The following is a 17,678-nucleotide window of genomic DNA, read 5'->3' as shown; positions in this document are numbered from 1 at the left end:
GTTGTGTAAGTTGGAGGGGGAAGCAACGGAATCCTTGAATCTGGCCGTTATTGTCAAGCACTTCAATCTGCTGGGCGGGGCTGAAAAATATGCCGTTGAGACCACCCGCCGTCTGATCTCCCGGGGTCACCGGGTGGATCTTTATTCCTGGGAAGCTGATGAAGGACTGCTTGCCGGGATAAATCACATCAAAATTCCCTGCCGTTTAAACATTTCATCCAGTACCAGACTCTGGGCCTTTGGCCGGGACGTTTCAAAACAATTGGCCAAAAAAAAATATGATGCCGTTCTCTCCCATGACCGGACCGGGTGCCAGGATATCTCCGTTGTTCATACGTTTTCCTATAAAACCGGTATGGACAGGTATCCGGGATTTCGGAAAATCGATCAAATCTGGATGAGCCCCAGGGCCTGGGTTTACCTCTGGATGGAAAAACAGCAGATGAATCGTCCGGTTCTTGTTCCGGTCTCCCGGATCATTGAAAAAGATATCATTCGGCACTATCCGAAGGCGAAAAATATTTCTGTGATCACACCCGGAATTGATACCAATGGGTTTTCTCCAGGGGCAATTCAGGATCGGCGGAAGAAGATCCGTGCCCGGGAGGGCATTCCGGAAAAAGACCTGGCCGTGCTCTTTGTGGGATCTGAATTTCGGCGCAAGGGGCTGGATCTATTGATTCCGGCCATTGATCAAGGCATGCAGCTTCTCGTGGCCGGGCGGGGAGAGAATATGTCCTTTTATCGAAAACGGGTAAGTCAGTGCGGGAATCAATCCCGGGTAAGCTTTCTGGGATTGCAGAAAAATATGCCGGACTGGTTTGCTGCGGCCGATGTGGTGGTGCTTCCGTCAAAGGCTGAGGCTTTTGGTATGGCCGTGCTGGAAGGGATGGCCTGCAGCCTTCCGGTCATTGCCGGACAGGCTTTGGGGGCCTCCTGTTTGATCCGTCACAATGAAAACGGGTTTATCTGTAAAAATAGAGATGATATCGCCCGGCTGCTTGTGAGATTGAAAGATCCCTCCCTCAGGAAACGAATCGGCGAAAACGCCAGAAGAACCGCCCTTGAAAACAGCTGGGATATCTGTACCGATCATTTTGAAGCCCTGTGTTTTAATCTAAAAAGACCGTAAAGGATTATTGCGCCATCCCTTACCCCGGACGTCGATCTTTCCCTTTTACCCGGCAAAGGCCGGTTCTTCCTCCAGATTCGGTCCCAGGCTCCGGCAATGACCATGCCGCCCACAATGGCCGTGATCGGTGCCACCAGGACAAGGCCGATACTGCCCACCAGGGTTCTCATGATCTCGGCGGCCACGATTTTAAGGTTGATCATCCGCATGATGCTGGGTTCCTTGACCCGGAAAATCATGAGCAGGGTAAGATATCCCCCGGAGTATGCCAGAAGAAGGGTGGTGGTCATGGTGCCGATGACCTGGCGGCCCACGTTGAAACCCGACCGCATCAGCTCTGTTGTTGAGATGTCCGGCTTTCTGGCTTTGATCTCGTCCATGGAGGCGGCCACGTCCATGGCAATATCCATGGCCGCTCCCGAGGCCCCCAGAATGATGGCGGAGTAAAAGATCTGGCGGATGTCCAGGTCATAGTAGCCGCTGAAGATCAGGGCATTGACATAGGGCTGGGTCATCCCGAAAAGTCCCGCTTCCCGGCCAACGAGGGAGGTGACCAGCAGGGTGGTGAACAGGCCGCAGGCAGTTCCGGTGAATGCGGTCAGCCCTTTTTTGTTGATCCCGGCCACCAGGAAGATGATGATGGCGGACAGGAGCAGCAGGGTCCAGGTGGTTACCGCCAGGGGAGGATATCCCCGGAGGATCAGCCGGACCAGGACTTCCCAGATGATGAACACGGTCAGAACAAAGGACATCAGGGCCTTGACGCCGATGACTCCGGCGTAGATGAGCAACGCCGCTACAAACAGACCGAACAGGAGCAGGAGGGTGTCCTGACGGAAAAGATCCACGGCTTTGACATAATCAATGGCACCATCTTCCAGGATCAGGGCGGCAATGATGGTGTCATTCTTTTGAAACAGATTCTCCAGGTCGGTCTGACCCACCAGGTTGTTGACGGCGGTCTTTTTTTGCCCCTTGAACCGGCCTTCCAGAATTTCGACCTCCAGGGTCTGGAACCCGATGTGGGACAGGCCCGAAGACCGGACTTCAGAGTTGTCCGACGAAAGGACCCGGGCCTTGACCTCCATAACGTCCATCTGTTCTGCCCCATGGTCCGGCTGGAACGTGTAATAGGCGGTGATCCCGGCCAGGATCAGGCTTAGGAAACCCAGATGAATGACCGTTTTTTTTATCATGGATGCGTTCTTATTCTAAAAACGGCCTGCTCGACTGAGAGCAGGCCGTTTTGTTTTATTCTGAAGAGGATTCCATCAGAGTGATTTTATAAATTAAAGTCCAGGAGACCGGCCATGGCCTGGGCGATCTGGGTGTTGTCCTTGTAGCCGGAAAACCGTTCCGCTCCTTTTCCCGTGGCAGACATGGGGATCATGGTGGCCGTATGGATGGTGGTGGTCCAGTTAATATTGGCCCGGTTGGACAGGATGTGTGCCGCGGTGAGGGCGGCCGGGTTGACTTTATAATACCCGGCGGTTTCACCGGCATCTGCCGATGCCATGGCCTTTGCCAGTCCGGATTTTTCAGTCTCGTTCAGATCTGAAAGGCCGAAGTTCTCCCTGAGAAAGGCAAGATAGGCTTCCTTGTCACCCTTGTACTGGCCTTTGCCGTAGGCCAGGGTATCTTCCACGGAAACTTTAGTGTCCATGAGACAGGACATATCCAGTTTATAGCCCATGGAGTCCATGCCCAGGCCCATACCGCCGGTTTCATGGTCCCCGACGACTACGATGAGGGTCTCCTCCCTGTGTTTCTGGTAGAAATCATAGGCCTCTTCCAGGGCCCGGTCAAAGGCGATGGTGTCGTGGATCACTCCTGTGGGATCATTGGCGTGGGCCGCATGGTCGATCCTTCCCCCTTCCACCATGAGAAAGAATCCTTCCGGATCCTTGGACAGGACGTCAATGGCCGCTCTCGTCATCCTGGAAAGGGAGGGAACCTCCTTGTAGATGCTGGTCCGTTCAATTTCATAGGGCATGTGGGTATAGGTGAATGCGGCAAAGACCTTATCCAGACCTGAGAATTCGGTGGTGTTGAAATCCCTGGCCCCTTTCATGCCGATAAAGGTCTTATATCCTTTTTTCTCAAAACCCTTGACCAGGTTCTTATCGTCCTTTCTCTTGGATTTAATGGTTTTGCCCACGGCATCGGCGTTTTTTTCAACCATGCCCTTGGGGATAAAATGGCGGATGCCGCCTCCGGCAAAGAAGTCCACATTACTGGTCAGAAAGTCTTCGGCAATCTCGTTTTCATTGTTTCTTGAGATGTTGTGGGAGGCAAAGGCGGCCGGGGTGGCATGGGTCAGACGGGTAGTTGTGATGATTCCCGTGGCAATGCCCCGGTCTTCGGCCGCCTCGATCAGGGTTTTGACGTCTTTGCCCGAGGGATCTTTACCGATGACTCCCTTATTGGTCTTCACACCTGAGGCCAGGGCGGTGCCCGCAGCGGCCGAGTCTGTGATCAAGGTGTCTGCGGCATAGGTGGTGTTGAGTCCGGCCACTTCAAATCTGTTCATCAGCAGCTGCTGGGCAGGGTTGTGATTTTTTTCCCGGACAAAGAACTCACTGAACTGCCGCTGGGAGGCGCCCAGGCCGTCCCCGATAAAATAGAATACGTACTTTGGCTGACTGGCCAGAGCGGGCAGGGCAAAAAAGAGCACGGCCATTGTAAAACTGATGATTCTTTTTGTTTTTTTCATGATTTCTCCTGATTGAATTTTTGGGTGAATGAAATAAAAGGCTCTTTTCCGGTCAAATTGATTATGAGGTCAATGTTTGTCCGGAGATAATGCAAGCCTTAGTAGGATCAGCTGGTTTACCTTTTTTATCTTCTTTTGAAGCCAGGGCTTGATCAATGAAGCCATGGCAGGCGGCTTTCAGGTCCTCGGCGTTATCTTCCTTCAGTACCGGTCCCACGGTCATGTGGGTTTTAAGCCGTCTGTTTTTGAAAATCTTTAAAAAATGGGGAATGAAACTGTCCTCTCCCACCCAAGCCGCGGCCCTGTTCTCATAAAGGATTGCCACCGGGACAACAGGGATCCCTTTTTTTGCTGCCATGTGGAAAATTCCCTTTTTGAATTCAAGAAGTCCCGGGCCTTCGTGGGTGGTTCCTTCCGGAAAAACAACCACTGAAATGCCCTGGTCCAGCCTTTCTGCGAGCTGCCGCCTGGATATCTCCCGGCTCTTTGGGTCGGCCCGGTCCACAAACACCGTGTTTCCCTTCATGGCCGCATATCCGAAAACCGGCCATTTCCTCAGCTCCGCCTTGGCCAGGAACGTGGATTCGATATGGGAAAGGATGACCACGATGTCCAGGTAGGACCGGTGGTTGGAAACCACCAGAACTCCCCGGTTCGGGAGCCGGCCTTCCAGGACGATGTCGATGTCAAGGCGGCTGACAAGGGCTTCAGCCCATTGGCTGGCCTGCCCGGCGACCCGTGTCCCGCTCCAGCCCCTTACAAGGGATGCGGCGATGACCCCCGCCATACGAAAGACCGTGAGGACCAGGACAAGGAAAAGCCGGTAACATGTCAGCCCCAGTGGCGGTAGAAAAGGTGTCAAATTGTGAAATTCCTAATAGATCCCCACAGCGGGTCTTTCCACGGGGGTCAGTTTTTTGATTTTGTGCTGGCGCAGATAGTATTTGAGTATGGAAGCCAGCCTGAAGTATCCGATCTGGAGCACTTCGTCTCCCTGGCTGAAATCCATCATGCCGGCATAATACTGGTTCAGATATTTTTTCCGGTGAAAATATTTAAAATCCCCTTCGTTCTTATGGAACACCGTGTCTTTGACGCTTCCCTTGAATATAAAACTATTCTCATCCAGAACCGCCTCCGGCAGCACATACATCTTATCCCTGAAATGTTCATTGATGGCCCGGGCTATTTTTATATGGGTTCTGCCCGGACTTCCCGGGGTAAAGGGGGATGGATAAACGTTTTCAAAGTGCATGGCAACGTTTCCCAGGCTGCTCAGTACGGCCGCGCAATTGCTTACCCATATCCTTCCGAAGGGGTTCTGTTTGAGCAGATAGCCGGTGAGGGCCTTTTTCACCAGGGCATGGGTCAGCCGATTTCCCCTGGCCATCGGATCCACGCAGGTCAGGCCCAGATGAAGAACCTTTCCAAGCCCCTTGACCGGAAGAAATACCATGGAGCAGAATCCGGCCGGTTGATTGTCTTTATCCCAGGCAAGGCTGATGAGTTTGTCTGACAATGCCTCCCTTGTCCCCTTCATGGCCTGGTAGTCAGGGAGTTCGTTAAAACAGGAACAGGCAATTTTCTGAAGATTCTGTACAAGGCTTTTGAATTCCCTGTCAGAAAGGTGACGTCCGGGCCGGTTGTAGACCTCTATCCGAAATGGCGGTTTTAATGCGTTCTTTCCCATGAATCATCCTGTAGGTTAAATTTAAAACAAATAAAATTTCATATTTTTTATACCCGGCACTTTAAGAAATCGTTAAGAAAGCATTAGAAAGATGTTTGGAAAAGGTCCTGCTCCTTCAGGAAATATGTTTTTTAAGGGTTTGTTCCCGGGTTATCTGTTTTGATCATGTTTTTGGTTGATGAGGACTTGGATTGAAGGTGAAGCCGGGGTATAAAAAATATCCGTCCATGGAGGGGATTGGATTTTTAATTGATTTATTCCGGCCATTCCAATAATGAATGTAAGGAAAGGTCATGGACAGGACAAGCCTGAAAACCTGAAAGACAGATCATTGAATTCTATGGAGAAAACAGAAGATGAAAAGTATCAATCCGGCAACCAATCAATGTATTAAAGAACACCGGGGCCACACCCGGGAGGAAGTCTCCCGGATTCTGGAACAGGTTCACGGGGACTGGCTTTTATGGAAAGAGACTTCGTTCAAGGAACGGGCGAGGTTCATGAGAACCGCGGCTGATATTTTGCTCCGGGAGCGGGATGAATGCGCGTCCATCATCACCAGTGAAATGGGCAAATTGAAAAAAGAGGCCCGGGCGGAAGTGGAGAAATGTGCCCTGGTCTGCAATTATTTTGCCGATTCCGCCGAAACCCTGCTCCAGGATGAGATCGTTACAACGGATTATTCCAAAAGTCTGGTGACCTTTGCGCCCATGGGGGTAATCCTGGCTGTCATGCCGTGGAATTTTCCATTCTGGCAGGCTTTCCGCTTCATCGCCCCCGCATTGATGGCCGGGAACGGCGCGGTTTTGAAACATGCCTCCAATGTGTTCGGCGCTGCCCTGAAGATAGAGGAGATCATACAAAGGGCCGGGTTTCCCAAAAATCTATTCCGGTCTTTGATCATCCCTTCGGATCAGGTGGAGAGGGTCATAGAAAATCCCGTCATCCAGGCCGTCACCCTGACGGGCAGCGAAGGGGCCGGGCGGCAGGTGGCCGGCACAGCAGGGAAAATGCTGAAAAAATCCGTACTGGAGCTGGGCGGGTCTGATCCCTTTCTGGTGATGGAGGACGCAGATCTGGACCAGAGCGCCCGGGTCTCCCTGACGGCCAGGACCATGAATGCCGGCCAGGTATGTATCTCCGCCAAGCGCTTTATCGTGCATGAAAAAGTGGCCAAGACTTTTGAAGCAAAGCAGAAAGAGCTTTTTGAATCTCTGGTCGTCGGGGACCCGTCAGAGGATGCCACCCAGATGGCGCCCATGGCCAGGCCGGATCTTGTTGATGAACTCCACGCCCAGGTGGAAAAGTCCATTGAACTGGGCGCCCGTCTGGTGACCGGCGGGCACAGGCTTGACCGGCCTGGAAATTATTATGCCCCCACCATTCTGGCCGATGTAAAAAAGGGGATGCCGGTTTACGATGAAGAGACCTTTGGTCCGGTGGCTGCCATTATTCAGGTCAAAGATGAGGAAGAGGCCGTCTTTACCGCCAATGATACCCCCTTTGGACTCGGGGCCAGTGTCTGGACAGAAGATGCGGCCCGGGGGGAAAGGATCGCCCGGAGAATCGATTCCGGAATGGTGTTTGTCAATAGCATGACCGTTTCCAATCCCAGCCTGCCCTTTGGCGGCACCAAGTCATCGGGGTACGGCCGGGAATGTTCCCAGTACGGGATCAAGGAGTTTGTTAACATCAAAACCATATGCATCCAATAGAATATCAAGGACCTTGCCCGGGGAAAGAGAACCCGTTTAACTCTTTTCCGGATCCGGAGTTTAAGAGGAGGGGTATGGCATCAGCTCTTTTTCAAGCCTGACCTGGTGGAGCCGGTAGATCCGGGTGACATCCCTTCCCGTGACATCCATGGTGTGATGCTTTTTTACCTTTTCCCTTGCGGCATGGATCCGCTCCAAGGCGGCTGCTTCGTGATTCAGGGTGTTAAGGATCTCTTTTGAAATCTGAGATTCCCTGCCCGGTTCATGGAGCAGTCCGGTCTTTTCGTGGTCAATGATCTCGGCAGCCACTCCGGTCTTTGGAGCGATGACCGGGCAGGAGCAGTACATGGCCTGGAAAAGGGTCTGGGACGTTTCCTCCACGGGAAGGCCTTTTTCATCCCGGGCCGCCAGGACCTTGCAGTCCAGGGCCCGGAAAAAGGACCAGCCGTCTTCATCGATATCTGAAAAAAGTTCTGAAAAATGGACCCGGTCTTCAATACCCAGGCGCCGGGAAAGTTCCCGGAGTCTGTCCGGGCAGACTGAGCCTCCGGTGCCAAGAACGGCCATGTGATGGGGAATGTCAGCCCGGATTTTTTTGAATGCCTTTAAAAGGGGAGGCAGCCCTCTTCCGCCGGAGACCCGGCCCGTGACCACGGCTCCGATGAAGCGGGTTGAGGTCTCAAGACCGAGTTCCCCTGCCAGGGCTTTTCTTGCTTCATCCCTTAAGACAAGGCTTTCCGGTTCCACGATTCCCGAGGGGATGGAAAAGATCTTCATATCCTTGAGGTTGAATACCTTTTGAAGGTGACTCCGGGTATGGCCGGCCGGGGTAAAGACATAGTGGCTTATATGCTTAAAAAGCCTTCGGCTGGACCAGGAATTCCGTATCGGGTCGCCAATATGCCGGGAAAGGATCCTGCAGGGAACCTCAGCTTTTTGGGCGGCGGGCAGGGCGATTTTTGAATCGGCAGGGCCGTGGGTGTTGAGGATGTGGGGCTGTTCATTTTCAAAGATCCGGATAAGGCTCCGGTAATTGGCCAGGGTCCCCAGACGCTTGAAAGACATGGGATAGAGGCGGAACCCGAATCCCTTTGCCCGGTCAAACAGGGGCGTGTTTTCCGGGGCAACGATAATGACCTGGTGACCTTTTTCCGCCATCCACATGGATTCGTTGAGGATCCGTTTTTCAATTCCGCCCCAGCCGGTCTGGCAGGCGGTATGCACTATTTTATAAAGGGATCGCATGGGGTCAGGAATTCAGAAGTTTATCCTCAATCCGTTGAATATCTTCAGGCAGGTCGATTTCCGGGGAATCAAACGGGGTGACCACCACCTTGATCTGAAATCCGAATTCAAGAACCCGCAATTGCTCCAGTTTTTCCACATTTTCCCACCTTCCCGTGGGTAAACTCACGATTTTTTCCAGGAAAGCCTTTTTATAGGCGTAAAAGCCCAGGTGCTTGTAATAGGTCACATTTTCCTGGCCGTCCCTGGGAAAGGGGATCTGGGCCCGGGAAAAGTAAAGGGCAAACCCCTGGTTGTCAAAAACGACCTTTACATCCTTGGGATCTGTGATTTCCCTTTTATCCACGATCTCAAAGGCCAGGGTGGACATGGCAAGGCCCGGATCAAGCTGAAACGGGGAGATCAGTTCATCTATGGTTGCCGGGTTGAACACGGGCTGGTCCCCCTGGATGTTGACGATGACGTCCTCGGGTCCCAGGCCGAGAATGTCTGCGGTTTCCGCCACCCGGTCCGTACCGGACCGGCAGGTGTCCGAGGTCATCAGGGCTTTACCGCCGAAGGATTCAACCGCATCCACGATCCTCTGGTCGTCCGTGGCCACAACAGCCTGGGTCACGGCCCGGGAGGCCATGGCCCTTTCATAGACCCTCTGGATCATGGGTTTTCCGGCGATCATGGCCAGGGGCTTTCCCTCAAGCCGGCTGGACCCGTATCTGGATGGAATTACGGCAATGGTCATGGTCTTGCCCTACATCCTCAGGAACAAAGATCTGGCCTTGTCCCTTGTCATGACGGATTTCCAGTCTTTGCCCAGGCAGTTCTCCCACAGGGGATCCAGTCCTAAAGCCACGGTGATCATGGTTTCGATGTCCCCTTGGGAAAGGTCCTTTGTCAGTCCCCTGGGGATATCCACCCCGCATTTATCCATCATGGTTCGAAACTCTTTGACCCCTTCCGGATAATACTCTTCCAGCACGTCAAAGGTGATGCAGCATCCCACCCCGTGGTGGGTGCCCAGGACAAAGGAAAGGCCGTATGAGAGCGCATGGCAGGCCCCCACCTGGGAATAGGCAATGGACATGCCTCCGAAAAAGGAGGCCATCATGAGCTTGTCTGCCGAGTCCGGATGCTGGTCCAGAAAAACCTGTCGGCACAGGTCCAGGGATTTTTCCCCGTAGGCCTTGGAAAATTCGTTAAGATAGGTGCCCTGGAGGGATTCAATGCAGTGGATATAGCAGTCCATGCCCGTGTAAAAATGTTGCTCTTTGGGTACGTCCGCGGTCAGTTCCGGGTCCAGGACCACCTGGTCAAATACGGTATAGTCCGAGTTGAGCCCCAGTTTTTTTTCAGGCCCGGTGAGCACGGCGGTTCTGGACACCTCTGCCCCGGTTCCGGAAAGGGTGGGCACGGCAGCGTGGTAAACCGCCGGGTTTTGGATCAGGTCCCAGCCCTGGTAGAGAGTGGAAGAACCTTCATTGGTCAGCATCAGGGAGATTGATTTGGCAAGGTCCATGGAAGAGCCCCCGCCGATACCGATGACGGCGCAGGGCAGGGCGTCTGCATGATCTTTTACTTCCAGGGTGAGCCGGTCCACATAGGCTGTCTTGGGTTCGTCATCCACGTTGACCCAGAGGAGCATATCCTTGTCGTGGAGGGGAATCCGTCCTTCCAGGTCTTTCCCTTTGAATACCTCATCCACCACAAAAACCGCCCATGCATTGGAATTTTCCCGCCGGGGTTCGATGATTTCATCCAATTGGGCAAAACAGCCCCGTCCGAAGATAATATTGGGGACGAGTTTGAAATTTCTAAACATGGTTATCCTTTACGTCTAAAGTCGGTTGTTTTTAACATATTGATTTTTGAACGGCCCGGATCCGCTGTTCAATGTCTGCCTCGGTCCAGTTGAGCATGATCTGCATGGACAGGGTCCGTTTCATTACCTCGTCCGATTCTTCAAGTACGAGATTCTTATAGTCGGGCAGGTCTTTTGCCAGTTCAAAGGCCAGTTTGGCCGAGCGTTTCATTTCCAGAAGATGGTGCCATTTCTTGTAATAATGCCAGTTATTGTCATACCAATAGGGGCAGGGCGCTCCGTTTTCCGCCAGGTTCCTGGCGGTCTGCCTTGCGGTTTTCTCATCGGGAAGCATAAAGCTTAAAAAGGTGGCCGAGTCTCCAAAGGGATCCGGCACATAGCGGAAAGATACCCCGGGCAGGTCTGCCATGGCATCCCGGATGGCCAGCTTGTTTTTTCTCTGGATCTCGACGATTTTATCCAGCTTCTTGAGCTGGGCCAACCCCACGGCAGCGTTGAGTTCCGATATCCTGTAGTTGGTTCCCATGATGGGATGATCATCAGCCCCCCGGTCCGGGCCCCCCAGATGATCGTGGCCGTGGTCGGCAAACTGGTCGCAGCGTTGGTAAACCTTTGGGTCCGAGGTGATGATCCCGCCCCCTTCTCCGCAGGTCACGGTCTTGACCGCATCAAAGGAGAAACATCCGGCCAGGCCAAAGGAGCCCAGGGCTTTGCCCTTGTACGTGGCGCCCAGGGACTGGCAGGCATCTTCCAGGAGGATGAGCTCTTTTTTATCGCAGAAGTCCTTGATCTCATCGATTCTGGCCATGGACCCGCACATGTGGACCGGAACCACGGCCCGGGTCCTGGAACTTACCACATCCTCCAGCCGGTCCGGGTTCAGACAGAGGGTCTCGTCGATTTCACCGAATACGGGGACAGCCCCGGCCTGGATTACGGCCTCGAAGGTGGCCACAAAGGTGAAGCCGGGGATGATGACCTCGTCCCCGGCCCCGATGCCGCAGGCGGCCAGGGCCGTGCACAGGGCAGCCGTGCCCGAAGAACAAAGATGGGCAAAACCGGTTCCGGTGATGTCCGCCAGTTTTTTTTCAAACTCCAGGGCCTTGAACCGCCCCTTTCTGGCCCCTTCAAATCCGTATCTGAAAAGAACGCCGGTTTCAAGAACCTCGTTGACCTCTTTTCTTTCCTCATCGCCAAATATTTCAAAACCGGGCATGGAAGCTCCTTTTTTCGGGGTGTTAAAGAATAAAGTGGGTATAAATATCACACCTTTGGTAAAAGTTTCAAGGAAAGGTTGAAGCGGTTGAGAATCAATTGGAATAAAAGGAAAAAATCAGACCCTTTTATCCCCTGGGCGGCAATTCGTGTCCGGGATACATCAAACCGGAATCTATGTCTCCTGTGGGGTTTAAACCGTATTCCCAGGCACCGGGTCAACCCTATATCCCGATATGCTTTTCTAGGAATCCGTTTTGGCTTCATCCAATGTTATTCTGACCATTTTGGCCATCTTCGTTTTAACCACAGGTTTCATTAAAAAACCGTTTATCCCTATGGATTTTGCTTTTGCTTTATCGATTCTCTCACTGAAACCGGTGCAGATGATGACGGGAATGTCATGTCGGATGGTTTTCAATTCCCTGGCAAGCTGCTCTCCCGTCATGTTCGGCATGTTCATGTCGGTTAAGACAAGATCATAGGCATCCGGCTTGGCCTTAAATGCATCCAGCGCATCCAGACTGCTGATGCGGGTTGTTACTGTATATCCCATTTTTTCAAGCATTTGTTTTTCGAGGTTTGCGATTGAGGATTCATCATCGACCAGCAGAATCTTTTCACTTCCCCTTGGATATTTTTCAGGCTCCTTTTTTGATGTTTTGTCAGCCGGTCTGCTCATCAATGGAAAAAATATCTGAAATTTTGTGCCTTTTGCTGGATTGGTATCCACCTGGATATATCCTTTATGTTCTTTGACAATGCCGTAGGCGACTGCCAAACCAAGCCCGGTTCCCTTTCCTTTTTCCTTTGTTGTAAAGTAAGGTTCAAAAATTTTACCGATAATTTCCGGGGGGATTCCCATACCGGTGTCGGAAATCGATAATCTGGCATATCGACCCGGTTCATGAGAATTTTGGGGTAAATCATTACCGTCCATTCCGGTTTCTTTCAGTTTTATGAAGATCGCTCCCCCTTTTGATTCAACCGCGTGGAAAGCATTGGTGATGATATTCATCGCGACCTGATGGATCTGTGTCGGATCTGCCATTATCAGGCCGCAATCGGATTGGATATCCTGATGGATTTCGATATCAGAGGGAATCGTTGCCCGGGTGAGCTTTAATACTTCCCTTAAAATCTGCTGAACTCGAACCGGGATCATCTTGTGCTCTGACTGACGGCTGAAGGCAAGAATCTGTTTGACCAGATCAGAGCCTCTTTTCCCTGCCTTGAAAATTTCCCGGGCGTTTTCATGTTCCATAGTTTCCGGGGCAAAGTCTTCCAATAACATCTCAGACATGCCGATGATGGGAAACAGAATATTGTTAAAGTCATGGGCAATGCCGCCGGCAAGATTTCCTATGGCCTCCATTTTTTGGGATTGTTGAACCCGGGCCTCCATTTCCTTTTTTTCCGTGATATCATAATTAATGCCGATCATTCTTGCGGGCTGCCCCTTTGAATCCCATATCACCCGCCCCAATGCCCTGATAAAGCGGATCGTGCCATCCGGCCAGATGATGCGAAATTCGGTATCATATTCTCTTTCTCCACGCCCTGCCGCCTCAGTTATCCTGTCATTTTCTTCTCGATCTTCCGGGTGCAGTCCATTCCGCCATACTTCATAGGCATTTGAAAAGGTCTCTTTTTTAACCCCATAGAGCTGATACATCCGTTCATCCCAGGTCAGCTTCCTGGCTTTTATATCCCAGTCCCAGATGCCAAGACCGGTTCCCCGGGTAGCCAGATCCAGTCGTTTCGCCATATCCTGGAATTTTTTTTCAGCCAGCTTGCGGCGGGTGATATCCCGCGTGAACTCCACTGTTCCGATGACTTGATCCCCGACTTTCATCGGGTTGTGGGATGTCTCGTAAATGTGTTGTTCGCCGTCGATCTCCCAGCAGAACTCCTCCTGGAGGCTGACACCGGACAGCACTTGTAAAAGGACTTCTTCCCAATGTGCTTTTTGATCTTTGGGCAGGTAATCCAGTGTCCGGATTCCAGGTGTTGGATCCACCTTAAAAATTCGTTTTACGACCCGGGCAAAGGCCTGATTATAAACCAGTGCCCGGCCGTTTTTATCCCGGGAGACCATGATGTCATCCGTGTTTTCAATTAATGAGGTCAGGTTGCTCTGGGATTCTTTGAGCTCCTTATCGGCATTCAAACGTTCGGTAATATCCGTTGCAACACTCAATAGGGCCGGTTTGTTCTCCCAAGCGACTTTTTTGACAAAAACCTCCATGGGGATCGGGGTGCCGTCCTTCCGGAAATGAGTTGAGGTAAAGGAGGTTTCCCCTGTATCCTCTATGATCATCATCCGCTCCTGAATCAGGGCTTCACTTTCAGGTGCATTCAGATCGTGGAGATTTACGGCCATGAATTCGTGGGGCTCATAACCGTGAATCTCAAAGGTCTTCTGGTTGGCATAGAGAAACCGGCCCCCAAAGTCATGGATCGTTATTGAATTCGGAGCGATATCGAGCATCTCCGAGATCATCCGATAGTATTGTTCCTTCTGTTTTTGTTCGGTTATATCCCTGTGGGATCCGGCCATACGGTAGGGCCGGTTTTTTTCATCCCGCAACGCCTCTCCCCTTGAGGATATCCAGCGATAGCTGCCGTCCTTATGTCTTAACCGGAACTCAATGGCAAAAACAGGGTTGTGTCCATTTAAATATTGGTCCACATAATCCATAAACTTTGGTTTGTCCTCAGGGTGAAGGCGGTCTTCAAGGCTGGAAACCGTATTGGAAAGTTCATGATCCCGGTATCCGATGATCTGCTTCCATCTGGCAGACAAAAACAAAGTATTATCCCGCAGATCCCAGTCCCAGATGCCGTCCTGGGAACCTTTGACCGCCAGAATATATTGTTCCCGGGTTTTGAGCAGGGCCTTTTCCGCCTGTTTCAATTTGGTAACGTCTGTTATGGAAACAAGCACCTGCCGGATGCCGTCCGATTCTAATCGCTTGGTGGAGATGAGGAGAGCAAGGGATCTCTTTTTCCCGCCTTGAAAAAATGTCATTCGGCCTTCTTCATCAGTGTGGGACTCTCCTGTTTCCATTGTCGCTTCGACCTTTGTTCTTATCGGACAATCCAAACATTCGGTGGTGCGGCCACACCCTTCCCCTTTAAAGGCGTTCACGCAGTTGATCACTTCACCCCCCAGAAGACCGATCAACTCTTTTTCATCCCGTCCCGAGAACCGAATCCCTTTCTGGTTTATCCTTGCCGTGTTTCCGTTTTCATCCACCAGCATCATAATATTCGGAGCACTGTTAAAGATAATATCCAGGGTTTCAGCCTGGGACTGTAATTTCTTTTCAGCTGTTTTTTGATCTGTTATGTCCAGGGCGGTTCCGATTATGCCCTGTTTGGGATCCGTGGGGTCTTTGAATTTCGAGTTCAGTACAACATTTACAGGGGTTCCCTTTTTTTGTTTCCAAATCGTCTCAATGGAACTATATCCCCTTGACGCCAGATTTTTCTTTTTTTTCTCAAAAACGCGATTGTACTCTTTCTCTGTTAAGTAAAGTTCACGGGTTGGAAGGCCTTCCAGTTCCTTTAGGCTGTAACCGGTTATTTCCGATAATTTTTTGTTTGGCCAGTGAAAGGTTCCGTCCGGGTCCAATAGCCCTATCCCCACAGGAGCGCTGCTGTGTATACTGTTTAATACGGCCTCCCTGGTTTGGGTCTCTTCTTCGGCCTTTTTCTGCCGGGTGATATCCATTGAAATCCCATTCCAGAGGATATCCCCATTTGACAGACGATGGGGAGTAGAGCTTACCCGGAACCATTTCAATTCCCCGTTTGGGGGAATCAACCGATGCTCGACATTGAATTCTGTCAGGGTCTCTGCGGAATTGTTTATCTCCTCTTGAACATGATTTAAATCATCCGGATGAATCGGCTTGAACAACAATAGGGGCTCTTTCTTAATCTGCTCCGGCCGGTAACCTGAAAATTCCCTTACTTTCTCACTGACAAAGGGGACGGAGTATGTGCCGTCTTTATGCATCACAAACTGATAAAGCATGCCAGGAATTTGACCTGCGATTTGGCGGTATCTTTTTTCACTCTCCTTCAGAGACGCTTCTGCCAGCTTCCGCTCTGAAATATCCCTCAGGAAAAAAATATATCGCCCGCCTTGTCCAGGCCGGTATTGCACACTGATTTCGATATCATATACCGTACCATCCTTACGCCGGTGTCTGGATTCAAAGCGATCCGCCTCCATTCCAGCCTTTTTCAGGCGCTCAGGCATGAACCGGTGGCTTTTATCCGCCTCCAGATCATGGATGGACATGGATAGGAGTTCATCTGTTGTATAGCCGCTCATGGAACAATAGGAATCATTCACTTCGAGAAGTCGCCCATTGACGTCGGTCAGCCAGAATCCGTCCATTGCCGTTTCAAGAATGGACCGGTGCTGTTCTTCACGCCTTTCTATATTTTTCCGGTTCTCGATCTCCTTGAGTTTTTTCAGACCGCTCTCGGCAATAATTTTAATGAGACCTTTGATAAAAAAAAGATAGTTTTCCAGTTTTTCCCGGGACCAGATCGGTACCTGCTTTACCGCTTTAATATAGGCATCTTCATTAAACCCGTATTTCCTTGCCTGTTCCTTGAAGAAAGCCAGATCCGGTTTTTCAAGAAAAAACTGACCGGTAAAGAAATTACCGTAGTGAATATCCTCGATGATAATAGGGATTGCATTTTCCACCAGCCCATGGGGGCAATGATAGGTTAGGGCCGGGTTAGCCTCATTTATATGCTCTTTGATATATTGATCGCTTTTTATGCAGATTTCTCTACTGGCGATGTTCTTCCGGTGAAATTCTGCGCAGATGTCCTGCCAGGCCGTGGCGGTAAGAATTTTACCGTCATTATCAATGATGGACGAGGGAAATGCGTAGAGTTCATTCAGTCTGTCCTGTATGTCCTGTAATTGTTTTATATTGATCAGTTCTTCCAGTCTGTACTTCATGATGGGGCTCCGGGAGAGTCTATAAAAGCGTTCACTGTAAAATGCTTTACAATTTCATATCAAAAGAAATCGGCCATTGATCATGGATTCAAATTGAATGTAAAACAATTAAAAGTACGGTACATGAAAAATTTGAGTTTAGCAAAATTTTTTAAATGGTATTAAAAATGAATACTTATGGTACCATCGGTTCCCAAATATGATTTGGGAAAAAGATCGGCCGGCCGATCTTTTGGCAGGGTATTTGGTTAAATTTAAAGTCAAAGGGTTAGGCTGCCACAATAAAATATTGGAAATTGTCTTTTTTAAAAGCAAAATATGAGATCATCAAAAACAGATTTTATCGGGAGCCTGAAAAAGGATAAAGGCATCCTGATATTGGGGCATCGGGGTTGTCGCAAAGGCGATGTCTTTGAAAATACCCTCCCGGCATTTCAGAAGGCGTTCGATGTGGGAGCCGACGGAATAGAGATCGATGTTGAAACCGCCTCAGACGGGAGCCTGGTCGTGATCAACCGTTGGTTTGCCAATAAAACCTTCGGGTTTTTCCCCTGGGAGCGGGATCTGGACATGATCCGTGCCTGCGGCCTTGAAAAAGGAATAGAGATTCCCGCCTTTGATGAGGTGTGCCAACTTATCAAAGGGTATCCCGAGGCGGTATTCAATGTTGAAATCAAATCCAGTGACAGATTTTTGTGCCGTACGGCGAAACAGGCCGGTAAGAGCATCCGCCGGTTTGGAATCGGTCATCAGGTTGTCATATCCTCTTTTGATATGAATACACTTCTTACGGCCAGGCGGTATTGTCCCGGGATCGAGACCGCTTACCTGTTCCGGATGGAAGATCGGGTGACGGAATTAAAGGAAAAAGGCAGTTTTAAATACAAGATAAACGGGTATATCAATCGATCGGGAATGAAAGCCCTCCTGGCGGGTGCGGATACCCTGCATCCGGAAATAAAGCTGGTCAATGAAAATAGACGGGCGCTTTGGGAAAAGTATGCAGAACTATCCGGAAGACGGATAAACTGCTGGACCGTTGATACTGAAAAAGATTTTAAAAAGGCGATACGCATCGGCGCAGATCTTATCATCTCAGATAATCCTGAAAGAGCGGTCCGTTATCGTTCCCGAATACAAAAGGATACGGAATCCTGAC

12 protein-coding genes are annotated in these 17,678 nt (G+C 50.7%); 3 read left to right on the top strand and 9 right to left on the bottom strand.

All coding sequences use genetic code 11. The features are described 5' to 3' along the window. Window position 1 precedes the first annotated feature (1 nt). Window positions 2-1,132 (top strand): glycosyltransferase family 4 protein, encoded by a 1,131-nt coding sequence (locus tag F608_RS30690; protein WP_051148489.1) that lies wholly within the window; start codon window positions 2-4, stop codon window positions 1,130-1,132. Here F608_RS30690 and F608_RS30685 read toward each other — a convergent pair. The 4 genes from F608_RS30685 to F608_RS0104160 all read right to left on the bottom strand — a co-directional run bounded on the left by F608_RS30685 (window position 1,093) and on the right by F608_RS0104160 (window position 5,535). Beyond that, window positions 1,093-2,328 (bottom strand): YibE/F family protein, encoded by a 1,236-nt coding sequence (locus F608_RS30685; protein ID WP_022664362.1) that lies wholly within the window; start codon window positions 2,326-2,328, stop codon window positions 1,093-1,095. The genes F608_RS30690 and F608_RS30685 overlap by 40 nt on opposite strands. 86 nt (window positions 2,329-2,414) lie before the next feature. Next, a complete protein-coding gene (locus F608_RS0104170) occupies window positions 2,415-3,845 on the bottom strand; it encodes an alkaline phosphatase (protein ID WP_022664361.1) in 1,431 nt (476 codons plus the stop codon). Window positions 3,846-3,906: 61 nt separating this feature from the next. Next, window positions 3,907-4,707 carry a lysophospholipid acyltransferase family protein gene (locus F608_RS0104165; protein WP_027362459.1) on the bottom strand — a complete coding sequence of 267 codons (801 nt, stop codon included), beginning with the start codon at window positions 4,705-4,707 and terminating at the stop codon, window positions 3,907-3,909. 12 nt (window positions 4,708-4,719) lie between these two features. Beyond that, a complete protein-coding gene (locus F608_RS0104160; RefSeq protein ID WP_022664359.1) occupies window positions 4,720-5,535 on the bottom strand; it encodes an N-acetyltransferase in 816 nt (271 codons plus the stop codon). A 356-nt stretch (window positions 5,536-5,891) separates the two neighbouring features. Here F608_RS0104160 and F608_RS0104155 point away from each other — a divergent pair, with 356 nt between their 5' ends. Then, entirely contained in the window at window positions 5,892-7,250 is a 1,359-nt protein-coding gene (locus tag F608_RS0104155; RefSeq protein ID WP_022664358.1) for an NAD-dependent succinate-semialdehyde dehydrogenase, read from the top strand. Between the two features lie 60 nt (window positions 7,251-7,310). On the opposite strand, the gene F608_RS0104150 is transcribed toward F608_RS0104155, so the two are convergent. From F608_RS0104150 to F608_RS34390, 5 genes are all read right to left on the bottom strand, one after another. Continuing rightward, window positions 7,311-8,495, bottom strand: a complete 1,185-nt coding sequence (locus F608_RS0104150; protein WP_022664357.1) for a glycosyltransferase family 4 protein — start codon at window positions 8,493-8,495, stop codon at window positions 7,311-7,313. Window positions 8,496-8,499: 4 nt separating this feature from the next. Continuing rightward, on the bottom strand, window positions 8,500-9,234 hold the full coding sequence (kdsB, locus tag F608_RS0104145; protein ID WP_022664356.1) for a 3-deoxy-manno-octulosonate cytidylyltransferase: 735 nt from the start codon (window positions 9,232-9,234) through the stop codon (window positions 8,500-8,502). A gap of 9 nt (window positions 9,235-9,243) precedes the next feature. Continuing rightward, entirely contained in the window at window positions 9,244-10,311 is a 1,068-nt protein-coding gene (locus tag F608_RS0104140) for an iron-containing alcohol dehydrogenase family protein (protein WP_022664355.1), read from the bottom strand. Window positions 10,312-10,342: 31 nt separating this feature from the next. Continuing rightward, window positions 10,343-11,527, bottom strand: a complete 1,185-nt coding sequence (locus F608_RS0104135) for a DegT/DnrJ/EryC1/StrS family aminotransferase (protein WP_022664354.1) — start codon at window positions 11,525-11,527, stop codon at window positions 10,343-10,345. A gap of 243 nt (window positions 11,528-11,770) precedes the next feature. After that, a complete protein-coding gene (locus F608_RS34390) occupies window positions 11,771-16,519 on the bottom strand; it encodes a PAS domain S-box protein (RefSeq protein WP_022664353.1) in 4,749 nt (1,582 codons plus the stop codon). 318 nt (window positions 16,520-16,837) lie between these two features. On the opposite strand from F608_RS34390, the gene F608_RS0104120 reads away from it, so the two are divergent. After that, a complete protein-coding gene (locus tag F608_RS0104120; protein ID WP_022664351.1) occupies window positions 16,838-17,677 on the top strand; it encodes a glycerophosphodiester phosphodiesterase in 840 nt (279 codons plus the stop codon). Window position 17,678 lies beyond the last annotated feature (1 nt).

Source organism: Desulfospira joergensenii DSM 10085, assembly GCF_000420085.1.
In the GTDB taxonomy this organism is placed as follows: domain Bacteria; phylum Desulfobacterota; class Desulfobacteria; order Desulfobacterales; family Desulfobacteraceae; genus Desulfospira; species Desulfospira joergensenii.
The sequence above is the reverse complement of the archived record's forward strand: the minus strand, read 5'-3'. Positions and strand labels throughout refer to the sequence as shown.

Bases quoted from the DNA above. Each gene is read 5' to 3' on its own strand.
- F608_RS30685 (WP_022664362.1), bottom strand. From the start codon at position 2,328: ATGATAAAAAAAACGGTCATTCATCTGGGTTTCCTAAGCCTGATCCTG.
- F608_RS0104170 (WP_022664361.1), bottom strand. From the start codon at position 3,845: ATGAAAAAAACAAAAAGAATCATCAGTTTTACAATGGCCGTGCTCTTT.
- F608_RS0104160 (WP_022664359.1), bottom strand. From the start codon at position 5,535: ATGGGAAAGAACGCATTAAAACCGCCATTTCGGATAGAGGTCTACAAC.
- F608_RS0104155 (WP_022664358.1), top strand. From the start codon at position 5,892: ATGAAAAGTATCAATCCGGCAACCAATCAATGTATTAAAGAACACCGG.
- F608_RS0104150 (WP_022664357.1), bottom strand. From the start codon at position 8,495: ATGCGATCCCTTTATAAAATAGTGCATACCGCCTGCCAGACCGGCTGG.
- kdsB (WP_022664356.1), bottom strand. From the start codon at position 9,234: ATGACCATTGCCGTAATTCCATCCAGATACGGGTCCAGCCGGCTTGAG.
- F608_RS0104140 (WP_022664355.1), bottom strand. From the start codon at position 10,311: ATGTTTAGAAATTTCAAACTCGTCCCCAATATTATCTTCGGACGGGGC.
- F608_RS0104135 (WP_022664354.1), bottom strand. From the start codon at position 11,527: ATGCCCGGTTTTGAAATATTTGGCGATGAGGAAAGAAAAGAGGTCAAC.
- F608_RS34390 (WP_022664353.1), bottom strand. From the start codon at position 16,519: ATGAAGTACAGACTGGAAGAACTGATCAATATAAAACAATTACAGGAC.
- F608_RS0104120 (WP_022664351.1), top strand. From the start codon at position 16,838: ATGAGATCATCAAAAACAGATTTTATCGGGAGCCTGAAAAAGGATAAA.